Raw genomic sequence first — 17,972 nt, forward strand, 5'->3', positions numbered from 1 at the left:
TTTCTATTTATTTGGCTTCTTAAACGTCATTCACTTCAGGTCATATTCAAATAAGGTACAGATATTTTGATACGCAAAAATCCCTTTTTCATTTTACCTCGCGTTTATGGTGCCAAACGCTAGAATGGTGCAAGAGTATCGATATCGTAAGATCGTTTGCTTTGAAAATATCACTTTTCATTGAACCTCATGTTAGGAGGTCGCTAACACGATAAATGGAATGAGCGATTGTTGTCGTCCGCTCATAAATAGTTCTATTTACCCATAATGAATACATATTAATCACAACAAGTAACTTTCAATGTGACCTGAAGAGATGCCAATCGTTATCGGGGAAGTCATCTTCGTTTAACAAAAGAGCTGCGGTGTTATACACCACAGCTCTTCGGGTTTAGCTCGTTCCTATAGCAGTCAATCAGTTGGCTGGAATCTCAAGCACATCTCCAACCTGCAAGTGTGTTGGGTCTGTAATCTTATTGAATTTCGCTAGCTCTCCCCAGGAAACGCCATATTTCAGACCGATCCGGTACAGATTGTCACCGCGTTTAATGGTGTAGGTTTGATCCGAGGAGCCCTTAACAGGTGGCGCTGCCGGTGTAGCTGGCTTCGCTGGCTCTGCTGGTTTGGTTCCTGGTGTAGCAGGTGTTGCAGGCTTCGCCGGAGTGGTCGTTTTCGCTGGCTCACTACCTTTGACTGGCGCTGCTGCACTCGACAGATCAATCGTATATTTGGCAAATCCATCTGCTGCAGTACCTTCATAAGCGATTGCTTCACCTGCACCCGCTACCGCGGACTTCGTGGACAATGCGCTTTGTGCATTTGGCGATGTATTGAAGGTAACATTGGCTTTACCTTTAATTGGCGCGAATGACCAGTTGCCATCAGCAGTTGGGTTGATCGTTTTGTTTTCACGGATATAGTCGATGATCACCTGACGGTTCTCATCTGGAGCAGCCAGTACGATACGCTTGCCATCTGGATTCGCCAGCTTGGACGAGGATGCGCGATAGTTATTGGTTGCTACGATGAATTCCTGCTTTGGATCGATTGGCTTGCCGTTGTATTCCAGATTCACGATACGGTTCGCAGATTCGTTCACAACGTTGCCTTTGCCATCGTATTTCGCTGGCTGAGTCACATCGATCTGGTACGTTACGCCATCAATGACGTCAAAATTGTACGTTGGGAAGTCCATGTTGATCAGCGGCTGCTCGCCTGTTTTAGACGGATCGATCTGGTTGAATTGGCCTGCTGACCATTCGAGCCAGTTCTTCACCTCTGCACCGTTTACTTTTACTGCATATACGGTATTTGGATACACGTACAGGTCAGATACGTTTTTGATCGCAATGGTGCCAGCAGGGATATCGGTGTAATAGTTCGCACCGGAACGACCGCCTGCTTTGAATGGCGCACCTGCGGACAGGATAGGCATGCCTTCATAGTCTGTACCTTGCAGCTTCTGCTCCAGATACCATTTTTGAGCATTCGTTACGATCTGGATCGATGGATCATCCTTCACCAGTGCAAAATAGCTGGTAATACGGGATGTTGTCGTGCCGACTGGTCCACGGATGTAATCCAGTGTTTCCTCGTGTTCTTTGTATACGGAATCGACGACGCTTTGATCTGCACTTACAAGTGCGGATTTGGTCGCTTTGTCATAGATTGGACGTGCTTCTACAGTTGAGTTTGTTACTTTCCATTTGTCGCCATCCTGAGTCAGCTCCATATCGATAATACCGAGATGGTCGCCCCAGAAGCCAGGCTCTACGGAAGGTACGCCATTGATCGTTCCTTTTTCCAGATCCACGCCTGTTTTACCAGCGAAGTCACTGCTTGGGAACACCTTGTGTGCGTGACCGAACATAATCGCATCAATGCCTGGCACCTTGCTCAGGTACAGCACAGAGTTTTCCATTAGCTCGGTTTGTGGGATATCCTCGAAGCCGGAGTGTGGAACCGCGATAATGATATCTGCACCTTCTGCCTTCATTTGCGGGATAAACTTGTTAGCGGTTTCCACGATATCCTTCACGACAACCTTGCCGTTCAGGTTCGCGCTGTCCCACTGCATAATTTGTGGTGGAACGAAGCCGATCACACCGACCTTCAGATCATGTGTCGCACCGCTCTCATCCGTTACTTTTTTGTCGAGAATGAGGTAAGGGGTAAAGTAGTTTTTCTCGCCTTTGCCTGTACCGTCATCGGTATAGATATTGGCATTCACATATGGGAAATTAGCGCCTTTTACAGCATTCGCCAGGAAGTCCAGACCGTAGTTGAACTCATGGTTACCATAGTTACCTGCATCGTAGCCAAACTGATTCATCGCTTTGTACACCGGATGAACCTCGCCTGGCTTGAGCGGATTAACCTTTGCCATGTAATCGCCCAGCGGTGTACCTTGCAGCAGATCACCATTGTCGATCAGTACGCTGTTTTTCGCTTCGGCGCGTGCTTGCTTGATCAGTGTTGCCGTTTTGGCATAGCCATACTCATCAGTCGGCTTGTCGGAGTAATAATCATAGTTCACAACGTTAGTGTGAATATCCGTTGTCTCCATGAGACGAATCTTAACGACGGCACTACCAGTCGTTTCCGCTGCGAATACCGGAACGGCTGTTACAGCGAAGAGCTGTAGTGCGACCAAAGCGGTCACTGCTTTACGAATTGTCTTTTTCCCCAGTTTCAAAATGCATAACCCCTCCCGCATGATGTTGGGCACGTATCAGAGTCATTTTGTATCGCTTCCAAATCCGGTCATAAAAACAGGTGGCCGAAGCCAGATATGTACAAACAGCATGATCAAAGCACATTTCACTAAGATCAATCAAATATTGACCGGTGGTAAAATCGAAGCTAACAAACTTCCTTACGTGCGATTGCTTGGTAAAATTGTATACTATTGATTACAATATTTGAAGCAGAAGTTAACGTTTCTTTACTATTTTTTTAAATTTAATGTAATAGCTACGATCGGGTGTTATGTTAGTGTCGTATTTTAGACAGGATGTGATGGCTTTGTTGTCTTCGCTTTCAGCAGTATTATCGCGCATGGTAAGCTATATCTAGCCTGCACTAAGCATGCCGCACCTATGCTCCACCGATGGCTCTAGCCTCTGTGTACGAGAGAGAGCCTGTCCTGTATAAAGCATCCTATCTCTACACAGGACGCAGCTAGCTCGCTAGATCGACCTCACTGCTCCTCAAAGGTAAGCCCAAAATGTAGTACATCTCTGCTCGCATTGCTGCTGCCCGCCGCATATACGATCTCTACGCGTGAGCCCTGCTGTAGCACAGTCGGTGCAGGTGCATCGGTATGCACCATGATGTTCAGTCCGGGTAAATGCCAGCCCTGCTGGGTCATGCCAAGCTGCTCCTGCGCCAGACCATCCAGCTCAAATACAAGCTCCATCGACACATCCGTCTGGAACCTTGCTGTAATATCCAGCCTGCGTACACCGACCTCTACCTCAAAGCTCATGCCGCGTAAATGCGTGTTCCAGCTCTGCCCCTGCTCGCGCCGCACCATGCGCATCGAATACCGCTCTCCAGCTGTTGTCATCCAGTGCGCTGTTGCATGGTGCATCTGTCCATTCGTATTGCGACTGCCCGACAATCCACCGATCATCAGCCGATCTGTAATCCATGCCTTCGCTGTGCATACATGGCGATTTTGCCCGGGCAGATCGCGTTCACATAGCTCTTTGAATTGACGGGTGACAAAGCGCTCGGTGCCTCGATGCAGTAGCCGTTCTCTCGTCTGCTCCTGCATATCCACGCCCACAAGCGCGATCAATAGATTATGGCTGGTTTCACAATTCACACGCGTCAGGTGGCGATATTCTTCGCCAAGCGCCAGATAGAGCAGCACACCGATCGAGCTATGCTCGGTAATATCATTTTCATAGCTACGGGCAAAGGGACCGCAAATATTTTCCAGCTTCGGGCCGTAAAAGTCGGCGATATCCTGCCATAATCCATGCTCCAGCTCCAAGCCGATATGACGAAATGACAGTGTACGTCCGTACACACGCCACATCCCTAGCACCGTCAGATCAACGCCATAATACGTGCTGGAATTAAACTCAGCAAAGGAATGCAGCTCCATATAATCACGGAGCAGCATCGCCGCTCCCTGCTCTGCATGTGTCATCCATTCCAGATGTCCATAACGATGCCCGTAATAATGCGTAATAAACAGGTGCATTAGCTCAATATTCGTATTAGTCGGAATCGATTGGGAGCGATAGCGCTCCAGCGAGGTCGTCACTGTAAGCTGCATCGCACGATCCATTCGCTCCACCAGCTCTACGGGCAATTCATGCTCAAAATGCTCTAATATCACCGCAAATGTCGATGCGATAAATTCACGCCAGTTCGGATCAAAGCTCTCCCATACACGTGGAAATACTTCATCTGTCGCCTGCCGAAATAGCTGTGCGAGCTGCTCATCACCTGCCAGCTTGCCATATTCGGCAAAACGGCGATACACCTCATCCAGCGCGTCAGACTGCGCATAGCCAAAGCCCGGCGGGAAGCTGCTCCAGGCACTATGCCCGGCTGGCGGCACCGGACGTTCCAGTGAGGTATTGAAGGTGCCATCATAGATTTCGCCTGGCTGTACGAGCTGTAGCTCAAGAATTTGCTCGATGATCCGGCAGGCTGTCTTCACTTCTTCCGCACCGCCGCGCAGGAGTAGTCCAAGCGCGTAATGTGCACTTTCCCGTGTATCATGCTGATCCTCTTCTCCGCGAATCATATGCACATCTGCATCATAGCGTGCATCCAGCTCATCCATTGCCTGCTGTATCAAAAATTGCTTGTCCGGTGATAATGATGCGATGTTATTGCGTTTGCCCATCCTCCATACCGCCCCTTCCCCATATCGATGAATGCTTCAAAGTATGCTGCACGATCGCTTCATCTGGCAATAAACTTGTTTGCAACCATAAACCGTATGCCCGATGCGATCCACCTGATAACGATGACTGCGCCATTTTCCATCTCGTTCACTCCATAACAAAAAAACGTCAAACCGGCATAGAGCCAGCTTGGCGTTTTCATTTTCAGCCTTCCAAAGGTGTCTGTGGAAAGCAATTGTCATTCAAATCACGAGACAGTTTTCTATTTTTAAGCTGTTTATGATACAGATAGGAATCCATAATCCGATCGAGTTGCTCGGATTGATCGATCACGCGGTGGTCACAAATGCCATGCTCGGCAGCCATCTGATTCAAAATACGGCGCTCCTGCTCGATTTGCTGTTCCATCTTTTTCAAATCCAAGGAAACCACCTCCCGTCGTTTATCCCTTCCGGCATCCATAACCCGCGCTGACAAGCAGCTCTAGCGGCTGCTATGGAGGAGACTCCGTATGGAAACGGTATGTCACCTTATTGTATGATCGCTCATACGAAATAGGGTGCTACATCCTGCTATAAAAACATCGTTTGACTCTACCGTATGAACACGATATGAGCCACATGCTTAATAACTAAAATTTGTAGCTTTATATTCGTTATACCTTAATTTTACAAGCAGTTTCAAGTTCCTACAGTCCCTATTTTATCCTGATAATGGAAGCAAAAACTGACAAAAAATCCGTTCCACTCTGTCGGTATGTATACGTAAATATTACAAATTTCGATAACGAATAAACGTGTATTTTGCATCATGCCTGTCACACAGCGCAAAAAACGGACCCCAGCAATCGTGCCAGAGTCCGTTTACCGTTTGTTCCAAAGCGCTGAATAGCGCTAATTTTGTCGGATCATCGACGCGTTACATGTCAGCGATTAGGCTTCCCATGTTTGACGATTACCGTCTTGGTCAATATATTCAATCATTTGTGGCGTGATATCCAGTACAACATAATCCGGATCGTCTGGGCCATCCAGCCATTTTTTAAATTCATCTTTCCAGACACGTTGCTTCAGCTCGCTATCGCTGGACACTTTGCAGGTCGCTTCGATCTGTACCACTTCACTGTTACCGCCCTTTTCATAACCAAGTAGCAAGTAGCAGTTCGGGTTTTGCTCCAACTCTTCGACTTTATGCGTTTTGCGGTCAGTCGCGAGATGGATGTGCAGCCCATCATTATATAGTGCCATGTAACGTACACGAGGCTTATTGTTTTCTACTGTACCAAATGCGCAAAATGGATTGTTCTCCAGGGCTTTGATGATTGCTTGTTCTGTAGTTGCTGTACTCATGATCAAGCTCCTTCCGCAATTCGAATTAGTATTTAGAGGAACACTAACACTAATGTGTTAGGAATTCGCTAACACTGTAGTTCCATGTGTCGCGTCGTTCGCGTTCATGTCTCCACTCGTTACATACCCGCTCTGTTACCTGCTGAACCGTACGCCCCTTCCACTATCCTGCTGGACAGGCTGGAACGGCTCGTCTATAATTACACCTAGAAAAAGCGCATAACGTGTGGGGAGCTGGAGGAGTCCGGCTGAGAGTGTATTCGATTAATACTGACCCTTATACCTGATCTGGATAATGCCAGCGTAGGAAGCTACACATGCCATGTATGTAAGCTCATATATGCACCTATGTCGTCCCGGGTCCGGGGCGCTTTTTTATTTTATACAGCAATTTGCAGGACGAATGGGTGACTACGAAGGGAGCAACAACCGTAATGAGAAAAATCGGAACTACACTGGGCATCCTGCTCATCGCAGGTGCACTGCTTGTCATGACAGCATGCGGACAAAAAGAAAACAACGCCTCATCCGGCGCATTGAGCGGCAATTCACCTGCACTCAAGGATGTGCAGGTCGTGCTGGACTGGACACCCAATACGAATCATACCGGGCTGTATGTCGCTCAGCAGATGGGCTATTACAAGGACGCAGGCTTGAATGTAGAGATCATCCAGCCGGGTCAGAGCAGCGCGGATACGCTCGTTGCCTCCGGTAAAGTACCTTTTGGCATCAGCTATCAGGAAAGCGTCACGCAGGCACGTGTACAGGGCGTACCGCTCGTCTCCATCGCAGCCGTCATTCAGCATAATACATCTGGCTTTGCCGCACCTGTCGATCGCGGTATCAAAACACCGAAGGACATGGAAGGCAAATCCTATGGCGCATGGGGCTCCCCCGTGGAAGAAGCCGTCATGAAGTCGATTATGGATACCGATGGCGGTGATGTGACCAAAGTCAAAAGCGTCAACATCGGCGATGCCGACTATTTTACAGCCGTGAAAAAAGGAATTGATTTTGCCTGGATCTACTACGGCTGGACGGGTATCGAAGCCAAGCTGCGCGGCGAACCACTGGATATGCTGTACGTCAAAGACTACTCACCTAGTCTCGACTACTACACACCTGTCATCACTACCAACGAGCAACAAATCCAAAGAGACCCTGAGCTCGTCAAAGCCTTCATGAGCGCAACCGCCAAAGGCTACGAATACGCCATCGCCAATCCCAACAAAGCAGCCGACATCCTTACCAAAGCCGTACCCGATCTCGATCCAAAGCTCGTCAAAGCCAGCCAGGAATGGCTCTCTCCACGCTATCAAGACGACGCTTCCCAGTGGGGACTACAAAAAGAACAGGTATGGAAAGGCTACGCCGACTGGATGTACAAGCAAAAACTGCTCGAACAACCACTCGACGCCAGCAAAGCATTTACGAATGATTTCCTGCCAGCACCACAAACAAGTAAATAATTGCTGCTAATCGTAATGGCTTGGAGCATGCTTGATTATATGGAGGTTGCTTTGTGACCTCCATATTGCTTCATTACTTTGATGCCGCTTCGGTGTTTGGAGTGTGCTTCCTTGCCTTAATATCGCTTCTTTGCTTTGGCTTTGATATTGCTTCGATCGCGCATCGGAGCGTTAATGAGAAGTGAGTTTCATTTTATCTGGAGAGTAGCTTTCATCTTATTAAAGTACGGTTTAGTAATTTAGGAATAAGGTGAGATTTAGGATGAAATTGCGTGGCATGAACTAGATTACGATCAGTAATGACGCAGATAATTTTTTATAAAGTATCTTTATACAATAGGTATGCATTTAAAATGAGCATGCACTTAAAGTAACATGCTTTACGGCTATAAAATATCTTTGGTAATACAACATTAATTTGCCAGGGCGTGTGTACAAACTTCATGATGCAAGCAACACGGAACGGAGGGAAGGAAATAAGGGAAAAGGACGACTTTGGAGGGGCGGGAATCTTCATGTACACCCCATTCCAAAAGATTCCCGCGGCTCCACGGAGTCCGTCCCCTTATTCCTTCCCGGAGTGGTTGCTGCTCATCACCATAAGTTTGCACACTGCCCAATCAGCAAAGGATGTTTATTCCCACTTCAGGAGGCACACAATGGCTAACACTTTACTCAGCATCCAGGTCATCCCCAAAACTCAGCCCGGCGAAAATTCCTACGATTACGTAGACACAGCCATCGAGGTCATTCAATCGTCCGGCGTAAAATACGAGGTGCATCCGCTCGAAACAACAATGGAAGGCGAGCTGCCAGAGCTACTGGATATCGTTCGTCGTATGCATGAGGCGCTTGTGGAGAAGGGTAGCCCCAGCATCATTTCCCAGATCAAAATCGCCCACAATCCAGACGGCATCAGCATGAATGGATTGACGGAGAAGTATCGTTGATGTCCATACGTGACTGGTGGAAAGGCATATGGCCGCCCTTAGGGGCGGTCGTTTTGTTCCTCATCTTCTGGCAGGCGGCAACATCATTCTTCCACATTGAGGACTGGATTCTCCCCAGTCCAGCGCGGATCGTAAGCGAAGCGAGCCATAGCTATGAGCGTCTGATCGGGCATACATGGGCGACGCTACAACTCACACTGGAGGGCTTTGGCATCGGTGTGGTAATCGGTCTACTGGTAGCAGGCATTCTGCATGTGATTCCATTTCTTCGTCAGGCGTTATATCCACTGCTTATTTTGAGTCAAAATATTCCGGTGATTGCACTCGGCCCGTTGCTCATTATCTGGTTCGGCTTTGGCATCCTGTCGAAGCTGATCGTGATTGTGCTGGTCTGCTTCTTCCCGATTACAGTCGCGGCGCTAGGTGGACTTGCTGGAACCGATCGGACGATGCTCAATTATATGCAGATGATCGGCGCGTCACGCGGTCAGATTTTCTGGAAGCTGGAGCTGCCGTACAGTCTGCCTGCTGTCTTTTCGGGACTGCGTATCGCCGCAACATATAGCATCATGGGCGCAATTATTGCGGAATGGATTAGCAGTGATCAAGGACTTGGGTATTATATGCTATTGCAGCAATCAGCGTTTCGCACGGATCGGATGTTTGTAGCGATTCTGATCGTGATCGCACTCAGTCTGGTGATGTTCTCGCTAATCGTACTGCTGGAGCACTGGTGTATCCGCTGGCAACGAACGAATCATGAACGACAAGGAGGACGATGAGATGAAGAGTCCTAATCTATCGACAGATCACAAGTCCCCCGTACCAAGCAGTAATTTTGCGAATCTGGCTCTATCTGATTTTCCGAAGCCAGACGCGCCTTTTCTGGAGCTACGTCATATTCGCAAAGCCTTCGGTAAGGGCAAAAAGCAGCTTCATGTGATGGACAATATCTCGCTTACTGTGCAGGAGGGGGAGTTTGTCTCGATTATCGGGCCTTCGGGTTCAGGTAAAAGTACATTATTGCAAATGATCGGCGGTGTACTCTTACCCGATGATGGCGCCATTATGCTACAGGGCAAGCGCATCAATGGACAGCGTGGACGTGCTGGCTATATGCCACAGCAGCCTGCCCTGTTTCCATGGCGTACGATTGAGCAAAATGTTGTACTCGCACGCGAGACGGCCGGCTTGCCACAGCAGGAATCACTAGAGCTGGCACGAGTCTGGCTGGATAAGGTCAGTCTGGGTGAATTCCGACAGGCGTATCCACATATGCTGTCCGGTGGAATGCAGCAGCGTGTCGCTTTCCTGCGCGCGCTGCTTGGCCCACAGTCATTACTCTGTCTGGATGAGCCATTCAGTGCGCTGGATGCCTTTACTCGCAGTGAAATGCAAAGCTGGCTGCTGCGCATCTGGGAGGAAAATCGGCGCTCTGTTGTTTTTATCACGCATCATATTGAAGAAGCTTTACTGCTATCTGACACGATCTATGTACTATCCAATCGTCCAGCACGGGTGCTGGAGCGAGTTGAGGTTCCTTTTGAACGTCCACGGCGTGAGGAGCTGGTAGATAGCCCTTCCTTTATTGCCCTACGCAGACGACTGACCGAGCTGCTGCGCGAGGAGGTGAGCGCAAAATGACCCCAGTGTCATGGATCGACGCTCATATTCATCTGGATCAATATCGGGATAGCGAGGTGCGCTCTATCATTCGTGAGCTGCCGCGTCATGGACTGAATACGCTGATCGCCGTATCGATGAATCGGGAGTCGTGTCAGCGTACCGAATCGCTGGCACGTACGTATCCCGGTATCGTCAAGCCTGCATATGGTTATCATCCTGAGCAGCCATTGCCCACTCCTCAGCAGACAGGAGCATTGCTGCAATGGATCGAGGCTCGAATTAGCGAAGCGGTAGCGATCGGTGAGATCGGTCTGCCCTACTATCGACGACAGGAATTAGTGGCTGAGGGCTATGCACTGGATGAACAGGGCTATATCGATCTGCTGGATCAGCAGCTACAATTAGCCCAGCGATGCGATAAGCCTGTCGTGCTACATGCCGTGTATGAGGATGCAGACACGGTATGCGATATGCTAGAGCAGCACGGCATAACACGGGCTCATTTTCACTGGTTTAAAGGCTCTGCAGCGCAGATTGAGCGGCTGGCACAGCGCGGGTATTATATCTCGTTTACACCGGATATTGTGTATGAGACTGAAATTCGTGAGCTCGCTGCTGTCTATCCGCGGGAACTGGTCATGACGGAAACGGATGGGCCGTGGCCGTTTGAAGGGCCTTTTGCCGGGAGACCAACTGTGCCCGCGATGGTACGTGAAGTGTGCCGTGCATGGGCGCAGATTCAAGGACTAGAAGAGACAGCGGCTGCCGAGCAGCTATATGCTAATGCATGCAGACTGTATCAGATCTAGCATGCTGACAGTCTACCTATAGCTATAGCATCCGCTAACGGCGAATTTGTAAAATCGATGTATTTTGGTACTTGACCGTACAGGGCGAACCGGATACGATATTGAACGCATTCATTTGGCATTACCTGCCATTCACATCTCAGGTCCAATACAGAAAGAAGGAAACCGCTTCGATGTCCAAGCAAACGAACCGCTCGATGGTAACGGTGGGCTTGCTGGCTGCCCTGTTCATCGGGGCGCTTGATTCTACCGTTGTCAGTACGGCTTCACCACGTATTATTGATTCACTTGGCGGACTCAGCCTGATTAGCTGGATTTTCTCCGTCTATACATTAACAACTTGCATCGCTACACCGATCTTCGGTAAGCTTGGCGATCTGTACGGTCGCAGGCTCGTATTTGCGATTGGTCTTGGTCTATTCGTCGTCGGCTCAATGCTGTGCGGTCTGGCTGGCTCGATGACTGAGCTGATCTGGTATCGCGCGCTACAAGGGATTGGCGCAGGGGCGCTGACACCGGTGACCTTTACGATCGTGGGCGATCTGTATCCAGGTAAGGAACGCGCCAAGGTGCAGGGGATTTTCTCCTCGGTCTGGTCGATTGCCGGCCTGTTCGGGCCACTGGTAGGTGGTTATTTTGTCGACTATATTTCATGGCGCTGGATTTTCTTTATTAATCTGCCGGTTGGCATTATCGCGATCATGTTTATTTTCCTGTATTATCATGAGTCATTCGCCAAGCAGAAAAAGGCGATCGACTATGCAGGTGCGATTACCTTTACCGTCGGAATGACTGCTCTACTGCTCGCTCTACTCACAGGCGGTGAGGAATATGCGTGGAATTCTCCGGTAATTCTGGTGATGTTCCTCGTAACGGTTGTCTTCCTCGGTCTGTTCCTGTGGATTGAGCGTCGAGCGGCTGAACCGATGCTGCCGCTGAGCCTGTTCCGCAATCCCGTGCTGAACATCCCGTATATTCTCGGCTTCACTACCCGCTGGATGGTGATGGGGGTAACGGTCTATTGCGCTCTCTGGATGCAGGATGTATCTGGCTCCAGTGCAACACTGGCAGGGCTTGCGCTCATGCCGATGTCGATCGCATGGCCGCTCGCATCGACGCTGTCCGGTAGATTGATGTACCGCATCGGTGCCAAATGGCTCATTATCTTCGGCTCTGTGCTCGTCGTAGCAGGCAGTCTACTGGTGGCGATTATGCAAGCAGGCTCTACGTATGGTCTAATCGTTGCCTCGCTGGTGCTGATCGGACTGGGCATGGGCTGCATCGTCACACCATCGATGGTCATTATTCAGGGCGCCGTCGACTTCCGTATGCGTAGCGTAGCAACCTCGACAAATACACTGATGAACTCACTTGGTCAAACGGTCAGCGTTGCTGTATTCGGTCTGGTGTTCAACTCGGTCGTTACGGCAGACAGCCCGGAGCAGATCGCTAATGGGATTCATGCAGTGTTCCTGCTCATGCTTGCTGTAGCGGTGCTGAATCTGGTGGTGGCGTTGTTCTTGCCGCCGAGTAGTAAGCTGTTGAATCATCAGCAGTAGCTGAAAGTTTTATATAGACAGCAATAGACTGACGTCAGACTTTATAATGGCGTCAGTCTATTTACTTACTGCATTTAGTTTGATATAACCACAGCAATAATATTGCATATTTTATTGAGCAAGGAGCTTCTATGTTGAATAATCTACATATCATTGATCACTATCCAGACAGATTTTTGAATTATTCCGGTATTTCTTTTGATGATCGATTTCATTTTTTTCATGTAAGTAAAGATATGAATCAAGAGGATGAGCTATCTGCCGATAGTCAAGCAGGTATTCTGCGTTTTGATACTGTTCATCAGCAGCATCAATTTTCTTCTTATTCATCTTGTATATCTTTTGAGAGTTACACTCCGGGTAAAACCACTCTACATACGGCAAGCTTACAATGGATGAACCATGAAGCAACGCTCATTATATATGCATTCGATTGTAAGACAATGAGAGAAAGCGAAGTGTACCGCCATTCTTTTATAGATGATATAGCCGAAGACACTGAGAATTCCTCGCTGTGGCGTCTTGAACTCTATAGTCTAGATGATCAATATGTGTTAATCAAAGTGCCTGAACTTGATCCCTTTTCGAGAAATGAGAATTACGGATTTTCTGAATGTTTGCTGATCGATCTGAATGAACAACAAGCTTTTACAGTTCCGTCATACTTGAGCGAATATGATTCTTTACTAAATCTCTCTCATATTGAGCGGCATATGTATGACGGAATTGATTTTTTGCTCCTTAGTACAGGTAGAGTTTCTCTGAACAATAAAAGAGAATCGTGGAAGCAACGCAAGCACGACTTGTACAACACGATGAGTCACCAAACTAGAATTATCATTCCTCTACAACAATGGATTGCGGCTATCAAAGAATACCAGAGCTTAGGAGATCATTTTATCTTAGATGAATGTGACTTCTCTGTCGGGTATGTACAACATATTCAATTTAACAATCAAATCTTTCTACTTAAAACACATTTTGCTACTGGTTCATCAGAATTAATTCATTATGAATTAAGCATGCAAGCTAAACATTCGTTACACTTTACTATGGAATTAGAGCGAGTCTTCATTAATGAAACATATTCAATCGGGATTGCTGTAGATCAAGATCAGTCAACCAAAAAGGTTTATCATTTAAATTCAGGTGTATTACCTTGCAGCCTGAAACTAGAGCATACTGTAGAATTTTTTGATGAAAAGTTGATGGTTATCAAATATAAAGACGCGCTTGGAATGGAACATATTCAGTTTTATAATGCGCAAACTCATGAAATGCTAATGCACGACATAGGTTCGCGCATAATGCTTTTCATTCCTGACCTGCACAATAATCGAACATCATTCCTTCTTCATATCCAACAAGCATAAGCCGCACTAAAGCTTATTAATAATTCAAAAAGAGCAACTTTTCTCCGAATTCGAATGGGAAAAGTCGCTCTTTTTTTATATTTATTCAAGCCAGCTATACGTCTACTGTATTGGCATATATGACATTTCAAAGTAGCATATCAACGCTTATTAAAACCCTTCTTCTCCAAAAATTCCTTGAGCTGCATACGCGAAGGTGTGGTGAACTTCTGCGCCATCTGTTCAGACCATGGCGTGGTTTTGATACCGCCTGTGCGTTCGGTGAGATACTGCACCATCGTATCATCGTATTCCTCTACCGCTTGCAGTGTTGCATCTGCATCGTAGGCTTCGCGATGCAATACCGCCTTCAGGGGCAAGCGTGGACGCAGACCTGGCTCCTGATTAGGGTAGCCGAGGCACATACCATAGATTGGGTAAACGTACTCTGGTAAGCCTAACAGCTCGGATACGCCCTCGATATCGGTACGGATACCACCAATGTATACAACGCCCAGACCCATCGATTCAGCAGCGATCGCTGCGTTCTGAGCAGCCAGTGTCACATCTGCGGTTGCAACGATAAAGTTCTCAACTGCATCTACATACGATTCCTTTTCTGGCGCATGCTTTTGTACGGCGTGCTCCAAACGATACAGGTCTGCACACCATACGAGGAATACGGGGCATTCTTCGATGTAGCGCTGACTTCCTGCCATACGGGCAAGGCTTGCTTTGCGCTCAGGATCTTTTACTGCAATCACGCTATACGCCTGCACATTGCTGGAGCTGGACGCCATCTGCCCTGCTGCTACAATGGCTTCTAATTGTTCGTCGGTTACCGCATCTGGCTTGTAGCTGCGGATCGAGCGGTGATTCATTAATAAACGGATTGTATCATTCATCCGGTAGTCACTCCTGTCTGCATGTGGTTCTCTACTAATGTTTCATAAGTATATTACCTTATTAACACAATAGAAGCCAAATCACGCAGGGGATGGAGTGTTTGATGATGTGCACGATCAACAATAGATTCATTTTTAATTAGATATTGGATACCCCTATCGTGTATTCATACAGCACTGCACCGTCTGTAAACGTATCCGTTATTCGTCTATCTAGTATGGCAATCAGACCTGCTCGCGTTGCAGTTTAATTCGCTGTAGGCGCAGGGAATTAAGCACGACAGATACGGAGCTAAATGCCATTGCGGCTCCCGCTAGCCATGGGGCGAGTAAGCCGATGGCTGCGATGGGGATGCCGATGACGTTATAGGCGAGTGCCCAGAATAGATTCTGACGGATATTGCGGATGGTGCGGCGGCTGATCATGATCGCATCAGCGATGCCGTCAAGATCGCCGCGCATCAGGGTGATGTCGGCGGCTTCCATCGCGACATCGGTTCCGGTGCCGATAGCGATGCCGGTATTCGCAGTAGCGAGTGCAGGAGCGTCATTGATGCCATCGCCTACCATTGCTACGATGCGCCCTTCGTCTTGCAGGTGCTTGATCGCGGCGGCTTTGCCTTCAGGCAGCACACCTGCCAGCACCTGCTTGATGCCAGTCTGTGCGGCGATTGCTTGCGCTGTGCGTTCATTATCGCCAGTGATCATAATAACGTGCAGTCCCATTTGCTGTAGCCGCTCGATGGCTCTGGCAGATGTGTCCTTGACGGTATCGGCAACGGCAATCCAGCCTGCATAGCGATCATTTACAGCGGTGAGCATTACCGTTTTCCCCTGCTGTTCCAGCTCTTGAATCGCAGCCTCCAGCGTATCTGTAGCTATCCCTGCCTCCTGCATCAGCAGGCGTGTTCCGATACGAATCGTATGCTGCCCACTGATAGCGGTGATACCCTTGCCCGGTATATTGTCAAACGATTGAAGCGGCGCGGGTGTCACCTGTTGCTCCTGTAAGCCCTGCACAATCGCACGCGCCAGTGGATGCTCGGATGCACCTTCTGCTCCAGCTACAAGTGCCAGCCATGCTGCCTCTGGCAATACATTTGGCTCTGCATACCAGTCGGTTAATATCGGCTCACCTCGTGTGATCGTACCGGTCTTATCCAGTACAACCGTATCGATGCGGTGCGCCGTCTCCAGATGCTCACCGCCCTTGAACAGAATGCCATATTCGGCAGCTCTACCTGAACCTGCCATGATCGAGGTTGGCGTTGCCAGACCGAGTGCACACGGACAGGCGATCACCAGCACAGCGATTGCCTTTTCCAATGCTCCACTGAATTGTCCCGGCTCCACGCCAAAGTAAAAGATCACAAACGTTAGCAGCGCAATGCCGATCACGATCGGTACGAATATACCAGAGATGACATCTGCCATGCGCTGAATGGGTGCCTTGGACACCTGAGCCTGCTCCACGACCTGAATAATTTGCGCCAGAGCGGTATGCTTGCCGATTCGCTCAGCGCGAAAGCGTAGTCGTCCATTCTGGTTAATCGTCGCTCCGATCACACGATCTCCGTTCGTTTTATCTACCGGCAGACTCTCGCCTGTCAGCATCGACTCATCGACCGAGGAGCGTCCCTCCAGTACGATACCATCGACAGGAATCTTCTCACCGGGCTTCACGATCACGATATCGCCGACGCGTACCTCCTCAGCTGCAATCTGCACCTCCTGTCCATCCCGCTCGACAAGTGCATGCTGAGCGCGCAGATTCATCAGACTGCGAATCGCTGACGAGGAACGACTTTTCGCACGATGCTCCAGCCATTTGCCCAGCAGAATCAGCGTAATCAGCATACTGCTCACTTCAAAATACAGGGCAGCCTGAAAGCCTGGCTCGATCCACTCACGAATCATCAGGAATACGCTGTAAAAATAAGCTGCCGATGTCCCCAGCACAACGAGCACGTCCATATTCGCACTACCGCCACGAAGTGCCTTATACGCACCACGGTAAAATTGCCAGCCGATCACAAGCTGTACCGGCGTGGCGAGTAGCCATTGCACCCACGGAATCATCAGTACATGCGGCATATAGATCCATGATGTGAAGCTAAAATGCGCGACCATCGTCCACAACAGTGGTAACGATAATATCAGCGAAATGACCAGCTGTAAGCCGCGCTGATGCTGCAATTGATGGCGGCGTTCCTCCGCTCCCTCCTGCTCCTGAACCGTCGCCTTATAACCAAGACGTGCTACTTTATCCGTAATATCCTGCACACTGACTGCACCTGCATCAAAGCTCACCCGTGCCGTTTCCAGCATCAGATTCACCTGTGCCTCGGATATGCCCTTCATTCGGTTCAGCCCTTTTTCGATGCGAGCAGAGCAAGCCGCACACGTCATACCAGAAATGTCCAGATACACCGTCTCATGCAGCACCGAGTAGCCAAGCTTCCCGATTTTTTGCTCAATCTCGTCTGCCTGTAGCTGCTTCGGATTATACGTGACCAGTGCATTTTCCATTGCCAGATTCACATTTGCTTCGGCCACGCCGTCCATACGACGCAGCCCCTTTTCAATCCGTGTCGCACAGGCAGCGCAGGTCATGCCGCCGATTTGCAGCTTTAATTGCTGAAGCTCGGCAGAAGAAGGAGCCGCTGCTTCGGACGGGCTGCCCGGAGCGGGAGTCGTTGTATTCGATTCAGGCTCATGCTGAGTCATGGGTATACCTCCTTTGATATAAATGATGTTATAAAAGAAATACATTGTACCTGAACATCGATCATTTCTAATAACGGATAGATAAGCGTATATCTTATATGTGCGCCGGTTTTTGTTTGCGTCTTATGTTCTATACTGCTTACGAAGTGTTCCATGTGCCTCTCATTGGATAGATTCACATGCCTATAGCTGTAAAGCTCCAATAAAGGCTTGCAATTCACCATACCATTACACCACTACCGCCTATCCTCACCTGTGTAGATATCCTTTTGTGAAAGGAAAATAGAAAATGACTCGTCGTCTTTATATGCCACCTTCGCTTTATCCTCATTCATATACAGGAGGGGGGTATATGTTA

The 17,972-nt window shown here is 48.7% G+C and carries 13 protein-coding genes and 1 riboswitch; of the genes, 7 read left to right on the forward strand and 6 right to left on the reverse strand.

The genetic code is table 11. The annotated features are described in order from the left end of the window. Window positions 1–415: 415 nt before the first annotated feature. The 4 genes from IEX62_RS12400 to IEX62_RS12415 all read right to left on the reverse strand — a co-directional run bounded on the left by IEX62_RS12400 (window position 416) and on the right by IEX62_RS12415 (window position 6,217). Entirely contained in the window at window positions 416–2,695 is a 2,280-nt protein-coding gene (locus IEX62_RS12400) for a bifunctional 2',3'-cyclic-nucleotide 2'-phosphodiesterase/3'-nucleotidase (RefSeq protein WP_229685749.1), read from the reverse strand. A gap of 504 nt (window positions 2,696–3,199) precedes the next feature. Continuing rightward, window positions 3,200–4,867 carry a DUF8769 domain-containing protein gene (locus IEX62_RS12405; protein WP_188775837.1) on the reverse strand — a complete coding sequence of 556 codons (1,668 nt, stop codon included), beginning with the start codon at window positions 4,865–4,867 and terminating at the stop codon, window positions 3,200–3,202. A 205-nt stretch (window positions 4,868–5,072) separates the two neighbouring features. Continuing rightward, window positions 5,073–5,291 carry an aspartyl-phosphate phosphatase Spo0E family protein gene (locus tag IEX62_RS12410; RefSeq protein WP_188775838.1) on the reverse strand — a complete coding sequence of 73 codons (219 nt, stop codon included), beginning with the start codon at window positions 5,289–5,291 and terminating at the stop codon, window positions 5,073–5,075. A 509-nt stretch (window positions 5,292–5,800) separates the two neighbouring features. Further along, complete coding sequence (locus IEX62_RS12415; RefSeq protein WP_188775839.1) at window positions 5,801–6,217, reverse strand: pyridoxamine 5'-phosphate oxidase family protein; 417 nt, start codon at window positions 6,215–6,217, stop codon at window positions 5,801–5,803. Between the two features lie 217 nt (window positions 6,218–6,434). Further along, a riboswitch (TPP riboswitch) is annotated at window positions 6,435–6,546 on the forward strand. 105 nt (window positions 6,547–6,651) lie between these two features. Between IEX62_RS12415 and IEX62_RS12420 the strand changes: the two genes are divergently transcribed. The 7 genes from IEX62_RS12420 (at window position 6,652) to IEX62_RS12450 (ending at window position 14,003) form a co-directional block, all read left to right on the forward strand. Beyond that, on the forward strand, window positions 6,652–7,686 hold the full coding sequence (locus IEX62_RS12420; protein ID WP_188775840.1) for an ABC transporter substrate-binding protein: 1,035 nt from the start codon (window positions 6,652–6,654) through the stop codon (window positions 7,684–7,686). A 659-nt stretch (window positions 7,687–8,345) separates the two neighbouring features. Next, window positions 8,346–8,636: a thiamine-binding protein gene (locus IEX62_RS12425; RefSeq protein ID WP_188775841.1), complete on the forward strand. Its 291-nt coding sequence runs from the start codon at window positions 8,346–8,348 to the stop codon at window positions 8,634–8,636. Beyond that, entirely contained in the window at window positions 8,636–9,418 is a 783-nt protein-coding gene (locus tag IEX62_RS12430) for an ABC transporter permease (RefSeq protein ID WP_188776071.1), read from the forward strand. The genes IEX62_RS12425 and IEX62_RS12430 overlap by 1 nt, the downstream gene beginning before the upstream one ends. Window position 9,419: 1 nt before the next feature. Beyond that, window positions 9,420–10,280 carry an ABC transporter ATP-binding protein gene (locus tag IEX62_RS12435; RefSeq protein ID WP_188775842.1) on the forward strand — a complete coding sequence of 287 codons (861 nt, stop codon included), beginning with the start codon at window positions 9,420–9,422 and terminating at the stop codon, window positions 10,278–10,280. Then, the gene (locus tag IEX62_RS12440) at window positions 10,277–11,071 is read left to right on the forward strand and encodes a TatD family hydrolase (protein ID WP_188775843.1); all 795 of its coding nucleotides are present in this window, start codon (window positions 10,277–10,279) and stop codon (window positions 11,069–11,071) included. The genes IEX62_RS12435 and IEX62_RS12440 overlap by 4 nt, the downstream gene beginning before the upstream one ends. A gap of 173 nt (window positions 11,072–11,244) precedes the next feature. Beyond that, on the forward strand, window positions 11,245–12,630 hold the full coding sequence (locus IEX62_RS12445) for an MDR family MFS transporter (protein WP_188775844.1): 1,386 nt from the start codon (window positions 11,245–11,247) through the stop codon (window positions 12,628–12,630). A gap of 131 nt (window positions 12,631–12,761) precedes the next feature. Then, window positions 12,762–14,003: a hypothetical protein gene (locus IEX62_RS12450; RefSeq protein ID WP_188775845.1), complete on the forward strand. Its 1,242-nt coding sequence runs from the start codon at window positions 12,762–12,764 to the stop codon at window positions 14,001–14,003. 140 nt (window positions 14,004–14,143) lie between these two features. Here IEX62_RS12450 and nfsA read toward each other — a convergent pair whose 3' ends face one another. After that, the gene (gene nfsA / locus IEX62_RS12455; protein ID WP_188775846.1) at window positions 14,144–14,887 is read right to left on the reverse strand and encodes an oxygen-insensitive NADPH nitroreductase; all 744 of its coding nucleotides are present in this window, start codon (window positions 14,885–14,887) and stop codon (window positions 14,144–14,146) included. A 225-nt stretch (window positions 14,888–15,112) separates the two neighbouring features. Beyond that, window positions 15,113–17,614: a heavy metal translocating P-type ATPase gene (locus tag IEX62_RS12460; RefSeq protein ID WP_188775847.1), complete on the reverse strand. Its 2,502-nt coding sequence runs from the start codon at window positions 17,612–17,614 to the stop codon at window positions 15,113–15,115. Window positions 17,615–17,972: the final 358 nt, after the last annotated feature.

Source organism: Paenibacillus hunanensis, from assembly GCF_014645615.1.
Taxonomy (GTDB): Bacteria; Bacillota; Bacilli; order Paenibacillales; family Paenibacillaceae; genus Saccharibacillus; species Saccharibacillus hunanensis.